A 16,582-nucleotide genomic window follows, 5' to 3' on the forward strand; every position below is an offset into this window, starting at 1 on the left:
TCCCGCGCCGGGTCATATGTGCATACCTTGCCCAAGCAAGACGAGAGCCGCTTCCTTCAGCGACTCCGGCAAGGTGGGATGTGCATGGGTCGTCAGCGCGAGGTCTTCGGTCGTTCCGCCATATTCCATCAACAGCACCGCTTCGGGGATCATCGTTCCCGCGTCAGGGCCAATAATATGGGCGCCGAGCAGACGATCGGTATTCGCATCCGCCAGCAGCTTGGTGATTCCACGGGTGTCGCCATTGCAGCGCGCGCGGCTGTTCGCCAAAAATGGAAATGTGCCAGACTTGTATTCGACACCAGCAGCCTTCAGTTGCTCCTCGGTTTGTCCAACGCTCGCGACTTCGGGCGAGGTGTAGATGACGGCCGGCACGGTGTTGTAGTCTACCCCAGCGTAACGTCCGGCGATCCCTTCCACGCACCTCACCCCATCCAAGGTCGTCTTATGCGCGAGCATCGGTCCGGCAATCACATCGCCAATCGCGTAAATCCCTGAAACCTGAGTCTTGAAACCAAGCTCGACCGGAATGCGCCCCTTGGGATCCAGCGTGATTCCCACCCGCTCCAGTTCCAGGCCGTCGGTGTACGGCCTGCGCCCCACCGCGACGAGTACGACATCGGCGGTGAGCGTCTCGGTTTCGCCGCCTTGAGCCGGTTCGACCGATACGAGCAGGTCGTCAGGGCGCTTCTCGACACCGGTTACCTTGGTTTCGAAATGAAATTCCAGGCCCTGCTGCTTCAGTGCCTTGAGCAGATGCCGCGCAATTTCGCGATCCATGCTGGGGACGATACCTTCGAGGAACTCGATCACCGTGACCTTGGCCCCTAGACGCCGCCAGACGCAGCCAAGCTCGAGGCCGATATAGCCGCCGCCGATCACGACCAGATGCTCTGGCACCCTCGTCAAGGAGAGTGCGCCGGTGTTGGAGACGATGCTCATCTCGTCGATATCGATCCCCGGCAGGCGCGCCACGTCGGACCCAGTCGCGACGAGTATGCCTTTGCTCGCGGTCAGCGATCGGGCACCGCCTTCGACCAAGTCAACGGTGAGCCGGTCGGCAGCCTCGAACCGGGCGCTTCCTCTCACCCATTCGACGCCGTTTTTCTTCAACAGGTGCTCGACGCCCTTGGTAAGCCCGGCGACGACCTCGTCCTTGCGCCCGATCAACTGGGCCAAGTTCAAGGCAACGCCGCCGATACCGATACCGTGCTGCTCCAGCCCTTCGCTCACTTCAGCGAACAATTCCGTGGAATGGAGAAGGGCCTTGGAGGGAATGCAGCCGACGTTGAGACAGGTGCCGCCCAGCGTGGGCCGACGTTCAATGCAGGCGACGCTCATCCCTAGCTGAGCTGCGCGGATGGCTGCTGGGTAGCCCGCGGTGCCACCGCCGATTACGATGATGTCGAAGCTGTCGCTCATTGGGTTGTCCTAGCTAATCCGGTCACTGACCTGAACGCTAGTAAGCACGAACCGGTCCGCAGGCAGCGCGGGCATCCGGCTCCGATCAATCTCCAGCTTCTGCTCCGGCACATCAAAAGCGAGGCATGCCGTCAGCATGCGCAGCGCGAGCTTCATCAGCGCAAGGGTGATCGCCTCGCCTGGGCAGCGATGATGCTCATAATGATTGCCCCCGCCTTGGGGCACGAGCAGAAATGGATCGTACCGGTCTTCGGCAAACCGATCCGGCCGGAACGCTTCGGGATCCCCCCATTCCTGCGCCATGTTGGTACCGTGTAGATCGAGGAGGACGCGTCGCCCAAGCGGGAAGGCCACGCCTTCCCATTGGAATTCCTGCCGGACCCGCGCCATCAGCGCCGGGAAGAAGGGATAGAACCGCCGGACCTCCTGGGTGAAATGCGCATAGCCTTCGGCATCATCCGCTGCGGGAACGGTGGCCGGGTAGGTTTTGACGGCGTGGGCGAGAAGCGCGATATAGACTGAAACCGCCACTGTCGGCCGTATCAAGTTCAGGAGCTCGACCGCCGCGATGCGAGGCCGAAGCAGCCGGCCCGATCCGTCCCGATGGTGCGCGATCGCGTCGAGAGCGGTTCTCTGCGTGAAGGGTCGCTCTCGGCGCACCTCCTTTATGAGGCTCGTAAGCGTCTGCGCGCGAAGCGTGCCCGCAAATGCCCGACGCCAAGCGCAGCCGCCTTGTCGAACAGCGCTACTGTGTCGCGAGTGCGCGCCTCAACCAATGGCTCGGACAACGGCACGCCGGCCCAGCTGCACACCGCCCGCATCAGTATGGGCTGGATCGCGCCGTAGAGCGGGACGGGGCCGGCGGCGCTCCAAGCGGGAATGGCCTCGAACCACTGGCGCTCGACTAGGCGCGCCAACTCATCAACATTGCCAGGCGTCATGAACGACATGAAGAGTGCCTTGCGTCGGCGATGCGTCGCTCCGTCAGAACCCTGGACGCCACCTTTGCCGAGCAGCGTCGCCTGTACCGGCTCCGGCATGGCGCCCGTCCTAACAAAACGGCTCTCGTCATAGAATAAGGCGGCTGCTCGCGGGCCGCGCATGCAGGTGGTGCGGCGGAGCAGGAGCCGCGCCTCGAAGAAATCGCAACCGAGACCGTCGCAGGTGCGGCGGACATAGTCGTAGGGAGCTTTGAGCAGCGCCGCGGTGATATCTGAGTTTGGTCCGCGTGGCGCCTTCATTTCCCTGGCTCGGCCGCCGTGGCACTGCCCGGGGTGTCGCCGATTTCGGATCGGGCTGGATCGGGAAGAAAGACGAGCAACAGCAAGCCGGTAAGGATGAACGCATCGGCAAGGTTGAAGGTGGGCCAGTGCCAACCTTCCCAGTGAAGGTCGATGATGTCACGTACCGCGCCCAGCCTCGCTCGGTCGATAATGTTGCCGAGCGCACCGCCGAGTATGGTGCCGAGCGCGGCCTGTCGCAGCAAGCCGTGCGACGCTCGTATGAGGATCAGGATCCACACACAGATTGCGACGGCAATTCCGACCAACAGCAAGGGGTGCAGCGCTGTTGCCAGCCCGAAGGCGATGCCAGAGTTGGTGCCGGCGGTGATCCCGAGAAACGGGTTCAGCTCGAGATCGCCATTGTACGCCACATAAGCGAAGGCTTGCGTCTTCGTCAGTTGGTCGGCCGCAACAGCCGCAATTGCCGCCGCGAACGCTGCAGAAGCGCGCCGTGGAGAGGACGGCGGTTGCAAGGGCTCCTCAGCGCCGCGCGGGGCCGTGGGCAGATCTGGCCACGTCATCGCGGACCGGCTCCCCCCCCGCACCCCTCCTCGATCTTGCCTCCGGATCATGCCGGCCGGCCGATTGAAACCACCTGGGCGGAGCGCTGTTGAGCCACTCGCCGATTGTACCAGAAGCCGAACAGCACTGCGGCCAGCATGAACAGCTGCGCGAGCACCGACTGAACAGTGGGCGTGAGACCAAGCAGGTCGATCCGAGGGACAACTGCGAGCGGCCGCACGTCTATCAGCCCCGCTTCCTGAAGGGCCGATACGCCCTTGCCTGCGAGGATCACGGCCAGGACGGCGATGAGCGCGGAGCTGTAGGTGAAGAACTTCGCAATCGGAATTTTCTGGCTGTAACGAAGCATGGCCACAGCGATCACTGCAAGCAGAACGATGGCCGCGAGCGCTCCCGCTGCGACAGCGCCCGAATTTCCCTGGTTCCAGAGCGTTGCATAGAAGAGAACCGTTTCGAACACTTCGCGATAGACGACGAGGAAGGTAAGCCCAAAAAGGAACCAGGCAGACCGCTTCGAGAGCGCCTTGCTGAGCCGCTCGTGTATGTAGCGCTGCCATGCCCCGGCCTGAGCTTTCCCGTGCATCCAGATTCCGACCGACAGGAGAATTACCGCAGCCAAGATCGAACCGAAGCCTTCGGTCAGCTCGCGGCTCGCTCCGCTTACGCTGATCAGATAGGTCGCTGCCGCCCAGGTGGCTACGCCAGCCACCAGCGCTGCCACCCACCCGCCATGAACATAGCCCAGCACATCCTGGCGATCGGCCTTCCTGAGGAACGCGATCATCGCGATAACGAGGAGAAGCGCCTCCAGCCCTTCCCGAAGGAGAATGGTGAAGGCACCCAGGAAGCTGGATGCAGTGCTGGCCTTGTCGGGGCTGAGCTGAACCTCGGCGTCTGTGAAGAGGGTCTGTACTATCGCGACTTGCGCTCGCACCTCGTCCACCGGCGTGCCGCGGCCGATGCGGGCGCGCAGCTCGGCCATCGCCCCTTCGATCCGCCTCATCAGCGAAGCATCACGCGCGGTCAGGAGCGGCTCAACGGGCTCGAAACCGTCGAGGTAGGCAGAAAGCGCCAGATCGGTTGCTCTCGCCCGCTGGCCAGCCTCGTAGGCGTCGAGCGCCTCCTGCAATCGCTCCTTGGCCAGACTGAGTGAGCCCTCCGCTCCGGAAAGAGCCTCTGGATTGCCGCGCAAATAGGCGGTGACGGCCCGCGCCTTCTCAGCTCCCAGCTTCTCTTCGAGCTGCGCCGGGGTCATGCCGGCCAAGACAGTCATGTTCGGGATCAGGCGGCGCAGCGCATCGTCATTCGACCAGGCCGTCTCTCCAGAGCGAGCAAGCTTGTTTGGATACGCGTAGCGGCCAACGTGGAATGCGAGCGCCCATCGGTCATCAGGGCTGAGCTGTGCAAAGGAAGGCATGGCCGTGCCTTCGAGGCCCTGCTCGATGACCTGATAGAGGCCGAAGAGGCTCCGTTCACGCGCTCTAGCCTCGTCGGTGAAGTCGATCGGAGGCGGGTCCATGCCGCCTGCCGCCGAACCTCGCCCGTCGCCCATCGATCCATGGCAGCTGGCGCAGTTCTGAGCATAGAGCGTTGCGCCTCGGCTGAGATCGGGCAGGTTCGACGGGGCGAGCGGCACCGGGTAAGCAGCCAAGAGGACTCTTCCCAGCTGCCGGGCCGACGTGGCGATGCTTTCCGGGGCCGCCTTCGCAGCGATATCGGCCTCAAGTCGCTTTGCTCCTTGCAGCAGGTTTGCCCGCGCTTCGGTTGGCGCTAGCTCGCCGAGGCGCTGGCGCACGCTCGCGGAGAACTCCACCATCTCGACGTATTCGGCCTCGTTCACCACTCGGCCGTCAGAGACCGCACCTGCGTAATCGACTGCGATATAGTCCAGAAGACGCCATATGGTCTGAGCCGGCGCCGTCTGCGCACGGGCCGGAGCGGCGAGGACGCAGCCGAGCAGAAGCGCGAGGGCCAACGCCCTGAGGTAGCGGAAAGTCGTCATGCCTTCGCACGCAACTCGCCGCCAGCGTCTCGGATGATCTCCCACGCCGACTGCAGGAAAATTACGGCAATTACGGCAGCCACGATGATGTCGGGCCACGCGCTGTCGAGGAAGAAGACGAGCGCAGCTGCCGCGATTACCGCCACGTTGTTGATCGCGTCGTTGCGCGAGAACAGCCAGATCGCTCGGGCTTGTGCGTCGCCACCGTCCCGGAAACGAGCGAGGATCAGGGCCGCGGTCACGTTCACGATCAGCGCTGCGATGCCGATGCCCCCCATCAGCTCGGGCTCCGGCGGAATGGCGTTCAGAGCGCGCCAAATGGCCATGGCGATGACGGCGAGGCCGAGCGCGCCGAGAAAGAGCCCCTGTGTCATCGCTATTCGCGCCCGGGTGGATGCCGCCCATCCGAGAGCGAGCAGACCGACGAAAGTGATCGAGCCGTCACCGAGAAAATCGAGCGCGTCAGCTTTCAGCGCCTGGCTGTTGGCGATGAATCCGCCGACGATCTCGACGAGGCCAAAGCCCACATTGAGGATGACCACCCACCACAGCGCGCGGCGGTACGCGGGATCGGTTTGGGCCCGCTTGGTGTCGCCGGTGCAGCCGCAGCCGTCTGATTCGTTCGCTTCCATTGCCGGTCCCTACAACCTCCAGCCGCTGGAGGATCAAGCCCTTTCTGCGAACGTGTCGCAATTGTTTTGGATTGGCCTTATCGCCTTGAAGAGGCTGATCGCACCGGTGGCGGTCGGCACGACGGCTTGAGGTGCGACGGCGGCCTCATCATAGTCGGAAAGGATGCTCTCCAACGCCCCGTCTGCGTTTGGCTGGGTGTCTGCCAGGCCGTCGATCGCCTGGACCGTCAGGCGGAACAGCGCACGCATCAACGCGCCGCTTTGGTGAGCGTAATCCGCGATGTGGACTTCGCCACCCGGCCTGATGCTAGCGAACATCGCCGCCACACCCTCTCGTTTGCCCGCGAGCGGCACCTGATGGAAGACCAGGCTCGACACGGCCTTGTCGTAGCTTCCGCCAAGACCGGCGACGTCCCGAGCAAACCCTTGCCGCCAGGCGATCTCGATGCCAGCGGCCTCGGCCTTCTTCCGAGCTAGTGCGAGCACGTGTGGGTCCGGATCGATCGCGGTAATCCGGGCTCCCGGCGCCGCGCGCTTCAACATCAGCGCGAATGTACCGGTACCGCAGCCGACATCGATGATCGTCTCGTTGTTGTGCGGCGCGACCTGTCGAAGAAGTTCGCTCCGCCAGACGGTCTCACGCGTCAAGAGTCGGATCGCCAGGTCATAGGCACGCGTTAGCCCCGGTCTTCCCAGTGCGGGAGTGAAATGGTTGCTATGCATCTTGCGGGCGTCTCCACTCCGGCCTTGGCGGCGGCTCTTCGTTCTCCTACATCCTCCAGTGACTGGAGGATCAAGCGGAATGTCGAAGATGTTGATGATAGGCGATCTTGCCGCCGCAACCGGAACGAAGGTCAACACGATCCGCTTCTATGAAGAGATCGGGCTGATGCGCCGCGCAGCGCGGACCCAATCAGGCCGGCGGACTTACGGTGCGGGTGATCTGGAACGACTGCGCTTCATCCGGCACGCAAGGAAGCTAGGGTTCGAAACCCAGGAGATCCGGTCGCTGCTCGCGCTGAGTGACGATCCTGAAAGACCATGCGACGAAGTGACGCAAATCGCGGTGCGGCACCTCGACGATGTGAACGAAAAAATCGCCAGGCTCGCGCTTCTGCGCGATGAACTCGAACAAATCGCTCGTTCCTGCGCGGGCGGATCGGTTTCAGAATGCCGGATCATGGATAGCCTTGGCGCCTAGCAGCCCGCCCGCCATCCAGATTGCCTGCGTACACACGGAGATGACCGCCGCCGCGGGGCAAGCAGGAGCGGAAAAGCCGACTCATTAAGCTGAGCCCGCTGTCCCAGTCGACGTTATGGATGATCATTCTAGTCTCGCGGAAATCCAGTGCTCGATTTCATCTTCTGGCCACGCCACCACATAGCCCCCAAGCTGGACCGGTTTCGGAAACCTGCCCTCGGCCATCCAGCGGTAGATCGTCGACCTGCCCAGTCCGACCCGGTGCTTGACTTCAGGGAGACGGATAAGGCGCGGGACCTTGCGCGGCTCAGGCGCTGCAGGATCGATCGCCTCACCCATGATGGCCTCCCTGGCTCGAGGGGAAACCGTCACCAAGCAGCGCATCCCTGCGTTCGAGTTCCTCGATATGGTCGGACAGGAGCCGGGCGACGCGGTGCGCCGTGCCCTTGGCCCAGCGCGGCCTCACGTTGTGGACCTGATTGCCCAAGACACGTTCAAGGGCTGACGGCAGCTCGCTGGTAAAGTCCTCGAAGAACTGCGCGAGATCAGATTGCAGCCAAGCGATCGCATGATCGCCGCTGCTGACGAGGAACAGCAGGATATGGGCCTGGGGGGTAACGCCGCTCGCGGCAAGAATGCGCAAGGCCTCGCCAAGGCTGGCAGAGCGCTCGCCTGCCAAAACACGGCGCAGGGCGTCCTTATGAATCTGCGCGTCGCGCGCGATATCGCAGCGCGTCCGGCCGCTGGCCCCGACTGCGGCAAGCAGGAGCCGGGCGAGGTCTGCGCGAACCTGCTGTTCGGCAAAGAGCGCCATGTTGGTCATCGACGAATCCTTTCGCGTGTTGGTGATCGACTCGACGGCTAACCGCGAAGGAAGCCTGTAGGAAAACGAAAAGAACAAGAAGGGAACAGAGAGGAAAGAACGAATCAGCTTCCTATGGCGATTCGCGCGGATTCCGGCTGCCGGATCGCAATTCGCGGCACGCCCCACGCAGAATGCAGCCAGGTTTGCGCGATTCGCCGCCCGACCAGCGCGAAACCCGGCCCAGACCCTCCTCCAGGTCGCTTTTCGCTTGGTCGATAGAGCCGAAACCTACTCGGCCATTTCCTACACCGCGACTTCGAGGCGAGGAATGAACATACAGCGAACACGCTCGCTGGTTCGATGTTCAACCTTCCCGGAGTTCCTCCCGATGATGACCAAGCCGCTCAGCGCCCCCCGCCCCCGGGGCCGCGACTACATTCTTCCCGCCATTGTAGCGCTCGCCTGCGCCGGTGCCGCCTATGCAGGCGCCGACACCACTTTCGATCCGGCACTGCAGAAGTTCACCGACTTTCTCGAAGGTTCGGGCGGCAAGATCATCACCGTCATGTCGCTCGCCGGCGGCCTCATTGCACTGGCCTCGGGGCGCTTTGCGCTCGGTCAGGTGGCGGTGCCGGTGGGTGTCGGGATCGGCGTCGGCACCGGCGTGCCGATCGTCACCTCGGTCGTGACCGCGGTCATCTGACAGCGGTCACTCGGCAGGAGGGCGGCATCATGGCCGACAGATACCTTGTTCCACGGCGGCTCGACGATCCGGAGCTCATCGGCTTCTGGACCATCGACGAGTTCGCGGGACTTCTCGTCCCGTTCGCCTGGGGCATTCTTGCGCAGCACATCATCATCGGCACGGGCCTATCGGTCGTGACCTGGTTCGCCCTGCGGAAGGCGAAGGCAGGCAATGCTGGGTCGAAACTGGTGCATGCTGCCTACTGGTATCTGCCCGGGAGCTTCCTGGGATTGAAAGCCACGCCGCCCTCCCATTGCCGCCTGCTGGCCGGCTGAGAGGAGGACCGACATGCAAACCGAATTCGCGCATGCGCAGGCCCAACGGTATCTCGCTCAGCGCAACCGCTTCGCAGGGCTGAGCGCCATTCTGGCAGCGACCAGCGTGCTGGGTATCGGCGCCGCAATCACCCGCGATGAGCAGGTTGTTCTCGTGCCGGTCACCGCCGAGACGCTGACAGTCTCGAGCGGCGGGATCGATACGCACTACCTCGAGCTCGTCACCCGCGACACCGCGCTGATGCTGCTCAACCGGGCGCCCGAAAGCCTCGACTACTGGATGGAGCAGATCCTGAAAGTGGCCGATCCGGCGGCGCACGGCCGCCTCAAGGCCGAGCTGGTCAAGATCGTCGACGAGCAGCGCGGCTCCGACGTCAGCCAGGCCTTCGTGATCCGCGCGATGCGCGTCGACATTAGGAGCCTCACCGCAACCGTCACCGGCACGCTCAAGACGTTCGTCGGAGCGCAGGTGATCGCAAGTCAGGAGCGGACCTTCCGTTTCGCCTGGGCGAAGCGCGGGCTTTCGCTTGGCCTTACCGGCTTCGAGCAAATCTCAACAGACGAGGAGCAACCACAATGAGCCTCTTTGCAACTCCGCTGAGCGCAGCGCTCGCCGGGACCGGCCTTGCCTGTTTCTGCATCGGCGCGGCCCGGGTTCCCGACAGCGGCCTGCGCGCGATTGGCGCGGCCTTCGTGGCGGCATCGTTCGCGCTGGTCGCGGTCCCTGCGCACGCCGACCAGTTCGTCGAGGCGGCGGACAACGCGACGATCGACTGCGAACTCGCGCGCGGCGAACTGACGCGCATCGCACTCGTCGAGGACGGCTTCGCCAATGTCTCGAAGATCGCCAGCGGCTTTCCCTACAACGACTTTCAGGTGACGCACGAGCCGGTGCGCGGCGACATCTACATCTCGGTGCCGCCGCAGTTCGCCTCCGACAAGATCAGTTTCTTCGCCACCAGCAAGGCCGGCTACGTCTACAGGTTCGCCTGCCGCCTCGGCGGCCCGGAGGCGGGCCAGCTGTTCATCACCAATCCGGCGCTCGTCCGCGGCGAGGCGGCCGAGTGGGAGCAGGAAAGCGGACAAGACGAAGCCGCGATCCGCTTGATCGAGGCGATGGCGAGCGATGGGGTGCTGCCGGGCTTCTCGGCGCGCGCCGAGCTGTCGCGGCCGCGCCGCACCGGCGGGATCGAGGTTCAGCAGGTCGCGCAGTATGACGGCGCGGCGCTGACGGGCCAGCGCTTCCTCATCCGCAACTTGGGCAAGGAGCCGATCTCGCTCGGCGAGGAACGCGAGGCGCCCGCGGGCGCGCTCGCCTTCGCCTACGGCCGCGACACGCTGCCTCCCGGCGAAGCGACCAGCGCCTTCCTTGTCTTCGCGACTGGAGGACCCGAATGATGGCTAACGCAACCGAGACGGCGCTCGAACGCGCGCCCAATGATGCCGGTCAGGCGGAAGGCCGCCGCACCCTCAACACCCAGATCGCCAGGCGGCAGAAGCTGCTGCTCGCGGGCATCGGCGGATTTGTCCTGATCGGCGGGTCGTGGATCGTCTTCGGCGGCGAGGAGGATGGCGGCGCCACGGCAGAAGGCGCGGCGACCATCGACACCGGCGGTCTCGTCAACCGCAACCTGTCTCAGCGCGAATTCGTCGCCACCTATGGCAACCGGCTCGATGCGCAGGGCCGCGCGATCAAGGACCTGCAGGAAACGCAAGTGCCGCGGCCCGCGATCGAGGAGGAGCTCGAAGCGCTGCGCTCCGAAAACGCGCAGATGCGCAGCGACGGGCAGACGGCGATCGATGCGATTTCGGCCGAGAACGCCGCCTTGCGCGGCGAGCTTCGGCAGGTTCGCCAGGCCGAGCCTTCGGCGCCGGCCGTTCCGCCGCCGATTTATGGGCCGGGTGTCACGCCGCCGCAGCCGCAACGGGGGCCGCAACAGGACGACGCGCTCGCACCGGGTCCGCAGGCCGGAGGCCTCAGCACGCTCAGCTTCGGCGAGGCGGGTGAGGCAAAAAGCCGCCCGGCGACAGAACGCGCGCCCGCGCTGATACTCGAGGCGAGCCGCGACTACCTGCCGCCCAATTCCTATGCGCCGGCGCGCGTGATCGTCGGGGTCGATGCTTCGACCGGCGTTGCCAGCCAGACCGATCCGCTGCCCGTTGTGCTCAGGATCACCGGTCCCGCGCGATCGGTCCTGAGCGGCAAGCGGCTGCTGACCACCGATCTTACTGGGTGCCTCGTCAACGGCGCGGCGCGCGGCGATCTCTCGGCCGAGAAGGTCTACGTCAAGCTCGCGCGGATGACCTGCGCGCAGCCCGGCGGCCGCTACGCGGTGAGCGAGGTCACGCCTGAGATTTCTTCGCCGCAATGCGATGTCGAGTACGAGAGAGGAATTCGTGCGCGCGATCGGCTTGTGGTGTTGCTCAATGAAGGCGAGTTCGAACTGCGCCCCATCGGAAGCCGCGACAAAGACCAATACGGACGCAAGCTTCGCGTCATAATGCGAAGCGGCCGGTCATTGGGCGATCAGCTTGTATCGGAAAATTTTGCCCGCACTTGGACCGGGCGACGGGAGACGTGGTGCTGATGCGCGATTGGCAGACCGACGCGGAGCGCGCCGAGGATGAAGCGAACGCCTGGAAACTCCATCTCGAAGCGTGGCTGATCGGGGCCGCGATGCTGTTGGCGATCGCGGGCGCTTTCGGGTGGCTGAAATGACGCTTACGCGGGACCAGGAATTGTGGGGCATGGCGCTTTGGGTTGAGAGGACGCACGGCGACCAAGGGCCCCATTTCATCGGCGAGAGAATAGACGCGCTTGCTCAATCCGGAGAAGAGGAGGGGGTTCGGCTATGGCGGGCGGTTGGTCGCCGCTTTGAATGTCTCGCCGACAAGCAGAAAGACGAGCGGTCTTCGTAGGGCCTTGCCTCTCTTTGCCGCTCTCGATCCATGCGAGATAGGCGTTCAGTCGTTCGAGGGTGCGTCGCCTGGGGCGCCTTCCCAATCTCAGATCGAGAACGAACCTCGGATCACCGACTGCGCGGCGGCCGAAGCGTGTCGCGGAAATGCGGTGACTGATGAGGTGCATCTCGATCCTGTCCAACAATGTCATCGCTCCTGACCTCGACTCGCTTCTTACTTGTGTTCCTGATATGTTCTTAGTAGGAAGAGATTTGTGAGTCTAGGAAGAATCCTACACCCGACGAGACGCAATGAAGGACCGACCCATGGAGAACGTCAGGGAAGAGCTGGACCGGCTGATCCACAAGCACCGATATGGATACGCCGCGATTTCGAGGCTGTTAGGGCGCAATGCCAGCTACATCCAGCAGTTCATCAAGCGGGGGTCGCCCCGCAAGCTTGAGGATGAAGACCGCAGGAAACTGGCGAGCTTTTTCGGCGTCGATGAGCAGGTTTTCGGGGGTCCGGCTAATGTCGTGTGGGAGGGCCTCGTCGAGATCCCCGTGCTCGATGTCGAGGCGTCGGCGGGTTTTGGCGCGGTGGCGGCCAGCGAGACTGCGCGCACCCGCTTCGGCTTTGATGAGCGCTGGCTCCGCAGTTTGACGTCGGCAAAGAGCGCTAGTCTGTCGATCGTCTGCGTGATGGGCGACTCCATGGAGCCTACCCTTAGTGACGGCGATGAAGTGCTCGTCGATGCGTCCGACCACGCATCGCGGCTGCGTGACGGAATTTACGTGCTGCGCGCCGACGATGCACTTGTGGTGAAACGCGTCGCCATTAAGCCGGGAGGCAAGCAAATCACAATCGCCAGCGACAATCCCGCATACCCGACCTGGAGCGACATGAACCGCTCCGAAGTGCATGTGGTCGGGCGAGTGATCTGGTTTGGGAGAGCCCTTTAGGATCGACCGAAATTGGGCCGGTTGCCGCCTGGCAGCTTTCCATAGTCAATGGCGGCATATCTGCCCTGCTCGACCGCCTACTAAAGCGGGGGTTGTCGTTCAGATCTCGTCGTTCATTCAGCGATGCGTGAATGGCAGCTTTAGTCGCCGACTGCCATTTGCCTCGTATCTGCTTGGCGGACAGCATCGCCCGATCCGAGCCTTCCGCATGACCGGCTGTTGGTCCAGAGAAAGTCCCATTTGTTCAGATGGCATCAGCGCCTGGCGGTGGGTCGTGCCAACCACGCTCCAGAGGTCGCGATCTGACACAGTAGATTTTGCAGCGGCTTGGATGTGTGGAACAACCTAGGCCAATTGCATGGACGCGATCATGCTTGAACGAGGCCTGCCGCCTGCAGGGCGGGCTCGAACTCCTTGAGGCAGTTCTCGGGCACGGCAAGGACGAACAGGTCCTTGGCACGGGTCAACGCGACATAGCCGATGCGACCATCCTCGGTGCCGGTGCCGGCGAGCAGGGCGCGCACGTGCGGTTTCTTGGCAACATAAAGCACCGATTCGATACTCTCTCCCTTCACGCGGTGCACGGTAGAGGTGCGGAGCGGCGCCGCCTGGTCGGTCGCGAGGGTGGGTGCCGCGACAAGGGGCTGGCTCGTCAGCTTCTTGTTTGCGAGGCGCTGGCCGAGGTTGTCGGCCGCCTCGAACCCGAAGTCGGCCACCATCGTTGCGACGATGGCGCGGACACGCGTGTTCATCTGTGGATGCCAGACGGTGTCGGCCACCAGCGCGGCGGAAGGCAGACCCGCGACGGGATCGCGGACGAATGACCAGACCAGTCTCCTGAGCAACCGCGTCCGTTCATCGATGGGGCGCGCCAGTTCCGATCCCACCGACCCGTGCTTGGCGGCCAGCAGCCCTGACAAGCCGACGCACGCCTTCTGGAACGCTCTATTGAAGTCGCGCCGGTCTCGGCTGATCGCGGCCTCCGCCATGCAGCGAACGACTCCGACGCCCTGGCCATCCATCTCCCCGCGCCACTCCGCTGTCAGATCCGACGAGCGACAGAGCACCACGCCATTCTGCGCATTGAGACCGGCGGCGCCCATCAGGCTGCGGAAGGACGCCAGCGCATCGTCCCGACCATCCATCCTGTATGGAATGTAATACGCGACGCTGCGCTGGTTCGGGGACTTGCGGTCGGCGGTGTCCGAGCCGCCGGTTAGGCGATTGGCGACATCGACGATCCCAGGTAGCGACCGGTAATTCACGGAGAGGGTGCGCGCCGAGACCGAGGATCGCGCGCCATAGGATCGGAGAAAGCCCCCGTCGGCACGGGCGAAGTCGTAGATTCCCTGATTCGGATCGCCGATGAGCGAGACCTGCGACCCGGCGTCGATCAGCAGATCGAGGATGGCCTGGTGCTCCGGCCCAACGTCCTGCGCTTCGTCCACCAGGATGTGGGGGTATCGCCGCGACAGCGCGCGCAGCACGAACGGCTTCTCGCGAAGGATCCGCAGGACCCAATACCTGCCGGCCGAGTGCGAATAGGCGCCGAAGGAACCGAGCCGAGCTAACCCAGCCTCCGCCCGAGCCGACGGGAGTTGTATCGCCGCCCGTCCGGCTAGGAAGCTGAACCTCACGCCATCCCAGGCGACGTCGATGTCGGCCGTCGGCCGCGGGATCTTGCCGTCAAAGACTGTGAAGGCTTTGAGGAACGCCTCGCTTCCCTCGACGAGATAGGGCGCACGCGAGCAACCCATCACGAGATGGCCGTGCGGCCGCAACACGTTGGTGGTGATAAACCCGTCCATCGTGTCGATCTCGACGGACGCTGAGCGACCGATGACCGGCATGCTGCGAAGGAGGTCCGCATAGTCACGGCGGAAGGTGTCGACCGCCACGTTGGAGAACGACAAGAGCGCGACTAAGCCGCGACCCTCCTCCATCCTCCGCATCAATGCGAGCCGATGCACCGCCGTCCGCGTTTTGCCGCTGCCCGCGCAGGCGGTCACCGCGATCGGCCCGAGGGGCATGTTGACGACGTCCATCTGTTCAGACGACAGGGAGGCCATCACTGACAGACGTGCTTGATAGCGTCTAGGATATAGCCGGGCGCCTCAATGTGGAGCTTCTCGTCCTCGATTTGCGCAGCCAGCGCCTGCGCGAACCGACCCTTCGAGACGTTGCCGTGCTCGCGCTCGAACATTCCGCTGAACAGGGCCCTAGCCTTGGCCTGGTCGCCGACCACCCTGTCCACCGCGGTCGCGACGCTCGCACCTATCAGCGGATGCAGCTCCTTCAGCGCCGCCAACATCGTGGGCCTGTTGCCGGCGATTAGCGCGAGGTCATACTCGAAAGTCTTCTTGCCGAGGAAAACCTTCACGAGATCGTCCTGGCCAGCGAGCATCAGCTTCGCCGTGTCCGACGGCACCACCGTGTCGCACGGTCCAGGATAGAGCGCGACCGTCTTGCCATCGATCTTGGTGGAGGGGTCTGCATCGGTCAGGACGGCGACCGGGACCGTGATCGCCTTCTCGCCGAACAGCGGCATGAAGCTGTCGAAGTTGAGGCCTTCCACGCTGATGAGGCTGACGCCGTGGTCACGCAGGTCGTATCCGTGACGCAGCGCGAGGACATTGACCAGCAGTAGCTCGGCGGCGCCCTCGACGAACAGGGCGCGCCGCGCGAAGAACAACTCCGCCCTGGTCACGTCGAGGTAGCGGGCCAACTTCTCGCGTTTGCCCTTTGCGAAGTCGACCGACCGAGGGTGGAAGGCCACAGCCCGACCTGCATTCTCCACCAGGCACACCAGCGAATTGAGGTCCGCGATGCTTGCGAAGTTCGGCGAATGGCTCGTCACAAAGACCTGGACCGGCTTCTCGCCGGGATCTCCGGTATCGATGCCCGACAGATAGCGCAGAAGCACCGCCTGAAGCTGCGGATGGAGGTGGGCCTCCGGCTCCTCGACGACCAAGCTGCGGAACGCCGCGTCCGCGTTCTTCGAGAGTTCGCTCAGCACGACCGCCATGTAGATGAGGTTGTTGTAGCCAAGGCCGTTGCGCTCGATCTCGAAGGTATCGACCACGAGCGACAGCCGGGCCGCGAGCTTGCCGAAGTCGGTGCCGGCGAGGCCCACCTCCACTGCCTGCGCAAGCTTGGCGCCAAGCATCGAGACGTGGCGTCCCGAGATGGCGGAATGCGTGTCCTTGATCGGCTTGTGCAACCGCAGCTTGTCATCGAGCTCCCGCAGCGCCTTCGCGATGTCCTCACGGCCAGTGTCGTCCGACAGAAGGTGGAGCAGACGAGAAAGCTGGCTATTGCGGCTCGGCCTTAGCCCCTGCTCGGCATCACGCAACGGCTGGAGGTAGACGCTTCGCAGGTTCTCCAGCATCGACGACGTCATCGATACCTCATCGAACTCGCCGCACCAGCGGCGCGGCTTAAGCCGCCCCGACTTGTCTGCCTCTCCATAGGTCACGCCCATCAGCGCCTCGGTGGTCCCGTCGGAATGCTCGCGCAGTGCGTGTATGAACTCGGCCTCGTCGTCGTGGCTCAACCCGCGGAACAGGTATTCGAACCTGATCTCGCCGGCGGCCGTTCCGCCCGAGGGAATATGGATGTCCTCGCAGGTGAAACGGGGATACGGGTCGTCCGCGCCGGCGAGCAGCGCGCGCAGGCCGTCGACGATCGCGGTCTTGCCTATGTTGTTCGGCCCGACGATGACGTTGAGCCCAGGACGAAACTCAAGCGACGCCTCGGCGATGCGACGGAAGTTCTTGATCGTAAGCTGCGCGAGATACACGTTTTCCCCCAGTCTGGCGCTTCTTTCCATCTC

Annotated in this window: 20 protein-coding genes; 9 read left to right on the forward strand and 11 right to left on the reverse strand. The window is 63.9% G+C overall.

Features of this window, described 5'->3' with window-relative positions:
• Positions 1 to 12: 12 nt before the first annotated feature.
• The 7 genes from lpdA to ACWPMX_RS10305 all read right to left on the reverse strand — a co-directional run bounded on the left by lpdA (position 13) and on the right by ACWPMX_RS10305 (position 6,719).
• Complete coding sequence (lpdA, locus tag ACWPMX_RS10275; protein WP_455699916.1) at positions 13 to 1,422, reverse strand: dihydrolipoyl dehydrogenase; 1,410 nt, start codon at positions 1,420 to 1,422, stop codon at positions 13 to 15.
• 9 nt (positions 1,423 to 1,431) lie between these two features.
• Positions 1,432 to 1,953 (reverse strand): cytochrome P450, encoded by a 522-nt coding sequence (locus tag ACWPMX_RS10280; RefSeq protein ID WP_455699917.1) that lies wholly within the window; start codon positions 1,951 to 1,953, stop codon positions 1,432 to 1,434.
• Between the two features lie 134 nt (positions 1,954 to 2,087).
• Positions 2,088 to 2,663 (reverse strand): hypothetical protein, encoded by a 576-nt coding sequence (locus ACWPMX_RS10285; RefSeq protein ID WP_455699918.1) that lies wholly within the window; start codon positions 2,661 to 2,663, stop codon positions 2,088 to 2,090.
• The gene (gene lspA / locus ACWPMX_RS10290) at positions 2,660 to 3,226 is read right to left on the reverse strand and encodes a signal peptidase II (protein ID WP_131621708.1); all 567 of its coding nucleotides are present in this window, start codon (positions 3,224 to 3,226) and stop codon (positions 2,660 to 2,662) included. Before lspA ends, ACWPMX_RS10285 begins: the two co-directional genes overlap by 4 nt.
• Before the next feature lie 47 nt (positions 3,227 to 3,273).
• Positions 3,274 to 5,229 (reverse strand): FTR1 family protein, encoded by a 1,956-nt coding sequence (locus ACWPMX_RS10295; protein WP_455699919.1) that lies wholly within the window; start codon positions 5,227 to 5,229, stop codon positions 3,274 to 3,276.
• Complete coding sequence (locus ACWPMX_RS10300; RefSeq protein WP_120717221.1) at positions 5,226 to 5,861, reverse strand: cation diffusion facilitator family transporter; 636 nt, start codon at positions 5,859 to 5,861, stop codon at positions 5,226 to 5,228. Before ACWPMX_RS10300 ends, ACWPMX_RS10295 begins: the two co-directional genes overlap by 4 nt.
• Before the next feature lie 33 nt (positions 5,862 to 5,894).
• On the reverse strand, positions 5,895 to 6,719 hold the full coding sequence (locus tag ACWPMX_RS10305; protein WP_455699920.1) for a class I SAM-dependent methyltransferase: 825 nt from the start codon (positions 6,717 to 6,719) through the stop codon (positions 5,895 to 5,897).
• On the opposite strand from ACWPMX_RS10305, the gene ACWPMX_RS10310 reads away from it, so the two are divergent.
• Positions 6,679 to 7,062 (forward strand): MerR family transcriptional regulator, encoded by a 384-nt coding sequence (locus ACWPMX_RS10310; RefSeq protein WP_455699921.1) that lies wholly within the window; start codon positions 6,679 to 6,681, stop codon positions 7,060 to 7,062. The genes ACWPMX_RS10305 and ACWPMX_RS10310 overlap by 41 nt on opposite strands.
• A 123-nt stretch (positions 7,063 to 7,185) precedes the next feature.
• Here ACWPMX_RS10310 and ACWPMX_RS10315 read toward each other — a convergent pair whose 3' ends face one another.
• Positions 7,186 to 7,401 (reverse strand): helix-turn-helix transcriptional regulator, encoded by a 216-nt coding sequence (locus tag ACWPMX_RS10315; protein ID WP_057883312.1) that lies wholly within the window; start codon positions 7,399 to 7,401, stop codon positions 7,186 to 7,188.
• Positions 7,394 to 8,053 carry a hypothetical protein gene (locus ACWPMX_RS10320; protein ID WP_455699922.1) on the reverse strand — a complete coding sequence of 220 codons (660 nt, stop codon included), beginning with the start codon at positions 8,051 to 8,053 and terminating at the stop codon, positions 7,394 to 7,396. The genes ACWPMX_RS10315 and ACWPMX_RS10320 overlap by 8 nt, the downstream gene beginning before the upstream one ends.
• 205 nt (positions 8,054 to 8,258) lie before the next feature.
• Here ACWPMX_RS10320 and ACWPMX_RS10325 point away from each other — a divergent pair, with 205 nt between their 5' ends.
• From ACWPMX_RS10325 to ACWPMX_RS10360, 8 genes are all read left to right on the forward strand, one after another.
• Positions 8,259 to 8,570, forward strand: a complete 312-nt coding sequence (locus tag ACWPMX_RS10325) for a hypothetical protein (RefSeq protein WP_455699923.1) — start codon at positions 8,259 to 8,261, stop codon at positions 8,568 to 8,570.
• A gap of 29 nt (positions 8,571 to 8,599) precedes the next feature.
• Positions 8,600 to 8,887 (forward strand): type IV conjugative transfer system protein TraL, encoded by a 288-nt coding sequence (gene traL / locus ACWPMX_RS10330; RefSeq protein WP_057883310.1) that lies wholly within the window; start codon positions 8,600 to 8,602, stop codon positions 8,885 to 8,887.
• A gap of 13 nt (positions 8,888 to 8,900) precedes the next feature.
• Positions 8,901 to 9,467, forward strand: coding sequence for a type IV conjugative transfer system protein TraE (locus ACWPMX_RS10335; protein ID WP_455699924.1), 567 nt, complete (start codon positions 8,901 to 8,903; stop codon positions 9,465 to 9,467).
• The gene (locus tag ACWPMX_RS10340) at positions 9,464 to 10,285 is read left to right on the forward strand and encodes a type-F conjugative transfer system secretin TraK (protein ID WP_455699925.1); all 822 of its coding nucleotides are present in this window, start codon (positions 9,464 to 9,466) and stop codon (positions 10,283 to 10,285) included. Before ACWPMX_RS10335 ends, ACWPMX_RS10340 begins: the two co-directional genes overlap by 4 nt.
• A complete protein-coding gene (locus ACWPMX_RS10345; RefSeq protein ID WP_455699926.1) occupies positions 10,285 to 11,475 on the forward strand; it encodes a conjugal transfer protein TraB in 1,191 nt (396 codons plus the stop codon). The genes ACWPMX_RS10340 and ACWPMX_RS10345 overlap by 1 nt, the downstream gene beginning before the upstream one ends.
• Positions 11,469 to 11,606, forward strand: coding sequence for a hypothetical protein (locus ACWPMX_RS10350; RefSeq protein ID WP_455699927.1), 138 nt, complete (start codon positions 11,469 to 11,471; stop codon positions 11,604 to 11,606). Before ACWPMX_RS10345 ends, ACWPMX_RS10350 begins: the two co-directional genes overlap by 7 nt.
• 29 nt (positions 11,607 to 11,635) lie before the next feature.
• Positions 11,636 to 11,806 (forward strand): DUF6961 family protein, encoded by a 171-nt coding sequence (locus ACWPMX_RS10355; RefSeq protein WP_455700764.1) that lies wholly within the window; start codon positions 11,636 to 11,638, stop codon positions 11,804 to 11,806.
• A 308-nt stretch (positions 11,807 to 12,114) separates the two neighbouring features.
• Positions 12,115 to 12,750 carry a S24 family peptidase gene (locus ACWPMX_RS10360; protein ID WP_455699928.1) on the forward strand — a complete coding sequence of 212 codons (636 nt, stop codon included), beginning with the start codon at positions 12,115 to 12,117 and terminating at the stop codon, positions 12,748 to 12,750.
• Between the two features lie 368 nt (positions 12,751 to 13,118).
• Here the strand turns inward: ACWPMX_RS10360 and ACWPMX_RS10365 are convergent, their stop codons facing one another.
• Both ACWPMX_RS10365 and ACWPMX_RS10370 read right to left on the reverse strand, forming a co-directional pair.
• A complete protein-coding gene (locus ACWPMX_RS10365; RefSeq protein ID WP_455699929.1) occupies positions 13,119 to 14,819 on the reverse strand; it encodes a UvrD-helicase domain-containing protein in 1,701 nt (566 codons plus the stop codon).
• Positions 14,819 to 16,579, reverse strand: coding sequence for an ATP-dependent nuclease (locus ACWPMX_RS10370; protein ID WP_455699930.1), 1,761 nt, complete (start codon positions 16,577 to 16,579; stop codon positions 14,819 to 14,821). Before ACWPMX_RS10370 ends, ACWPMX_RS10365 begins: the two co-directional genes overlap by 1 nt.
• Positions 16,580 to 16,582 lie beyond the last annotated feature (3 nt).

It is taken from the genome of Tsuneonella sp. HG094 (assembly GCF_053819285.1).

Bases quoted from the DNA above. Each gene is read 5' to 3' on its own strand.
- lpdA (WP_455699916.1), bottom strand. From the start codon at position 1,422: ATGAGCGACAGCTTCGACATCATCGTAATCGGCGGTGGCACCGCGGGC.
- ACWPMX_RS10285 (WP_455699918.1), bottom strand. From the start codon at position 2,663: ATGAAGGCGCCACGCGGACCAAACTCAGATATCACCGCGGCGCTGCTC.
- lspA (WP_131621708.1), bottom strand. From the start codon at position 3,226: ATGACGTGGCCAGATCTGCCCACGGCCCCGCGCGGCGCTGAGGAGCCC.
- ACWPMX_RS10295 (WP_455699919.1), bottom strand. From the start codon at position 5,229: ATGACGACTTTCCGCTACCTCAGGGCGTTGGCCCTCGCGCTTCTGCTC.
- ACWPMX_RS10300 (WP_120717221.1), bottom strand. From the start codon at position 5,861: ATGGAAGCGAACGAATCAGACGGCTGCGGCTGCACCGGCGACACCAAG.
- ACWPMX_RS10310 (WP_455699921.1), top strand. From the start codon at position 6,679: ATGATAGGCGATCTTGCCGCCGCAACCGGAACGAAGGTCAACACGATC.
- ACWPMX_RS10315 (WP_057883312.1), bottom strand. From the start codon at position 7,401: ATGGGTGAGGCGATCGATCCTGCAGCGCCTGAGCCGCGCAAGGTCCCG.
- ACWPMX_RS10325 (WP_455699923.1), top strand. From the start codon at position 8,259: ATGACCAAGCCGCTCAGCGCCCCCCGCCCCCGGGGCCGCGACTACATT.
- traL (WP_057883310.1), top strand. From the start codon at position 8,600: ATGGCCGACAGATACCTTGTTCCACGGCGGCTCGACGATCCGGAGCTC.
- ACWPMX_RS10335 (WP_455699924.1), top strand. From the start codon at position 8,901: ATGCAAACCGAATTCGCGCATGCGCAGGCCCAACGGTATCTCGCTCAG.
- ACWPMX_RS10340 (WP_455699925.1), top strand. From the start codon at position 9,464: ATGAGCCTCTTTGCAACTCCGCTGAGCGCAGCGCTCGCCGGGACCGGC.
- ACWPMX_RS10345 (WP_455699926.1), top strand. From the start codon at position 10,285: ATGGCTAACGCAACCGAGACGGCGCTCGAACGCGCGCCCAATGATGCC.
- ACWPMX_RS10355 (WP_455700764.1), top strand. From the start codon at position 11,636: ATGGCGCTTTGGGTTGAGAGGACGCACGGCGACCAAGGGCCCCATTTC.
- ACWPMX_RS10360 (WP_455699928.1), top strand. From the start codon at position 12,115: ATGGAGAACGTCAGGGAAGAGCTGGACCGGCTGATCCACAAGCACCGA.
- ACWPMX_RS10365 (WP_455699929.1), bottom strand. From the start codon at position 14,819: ATGGCCTCCCTGTCGTCTGAACAGATGGACGTCGTCAACATGCCCCTC.
- ACWPMX_RS10370 (WP_455699930.1), bottom strand. From the start codon at position 16,579: ATGGAAAGAAGCGCCAGACTGGGGGAAAACGTGTATCTCGCGCAGCTT.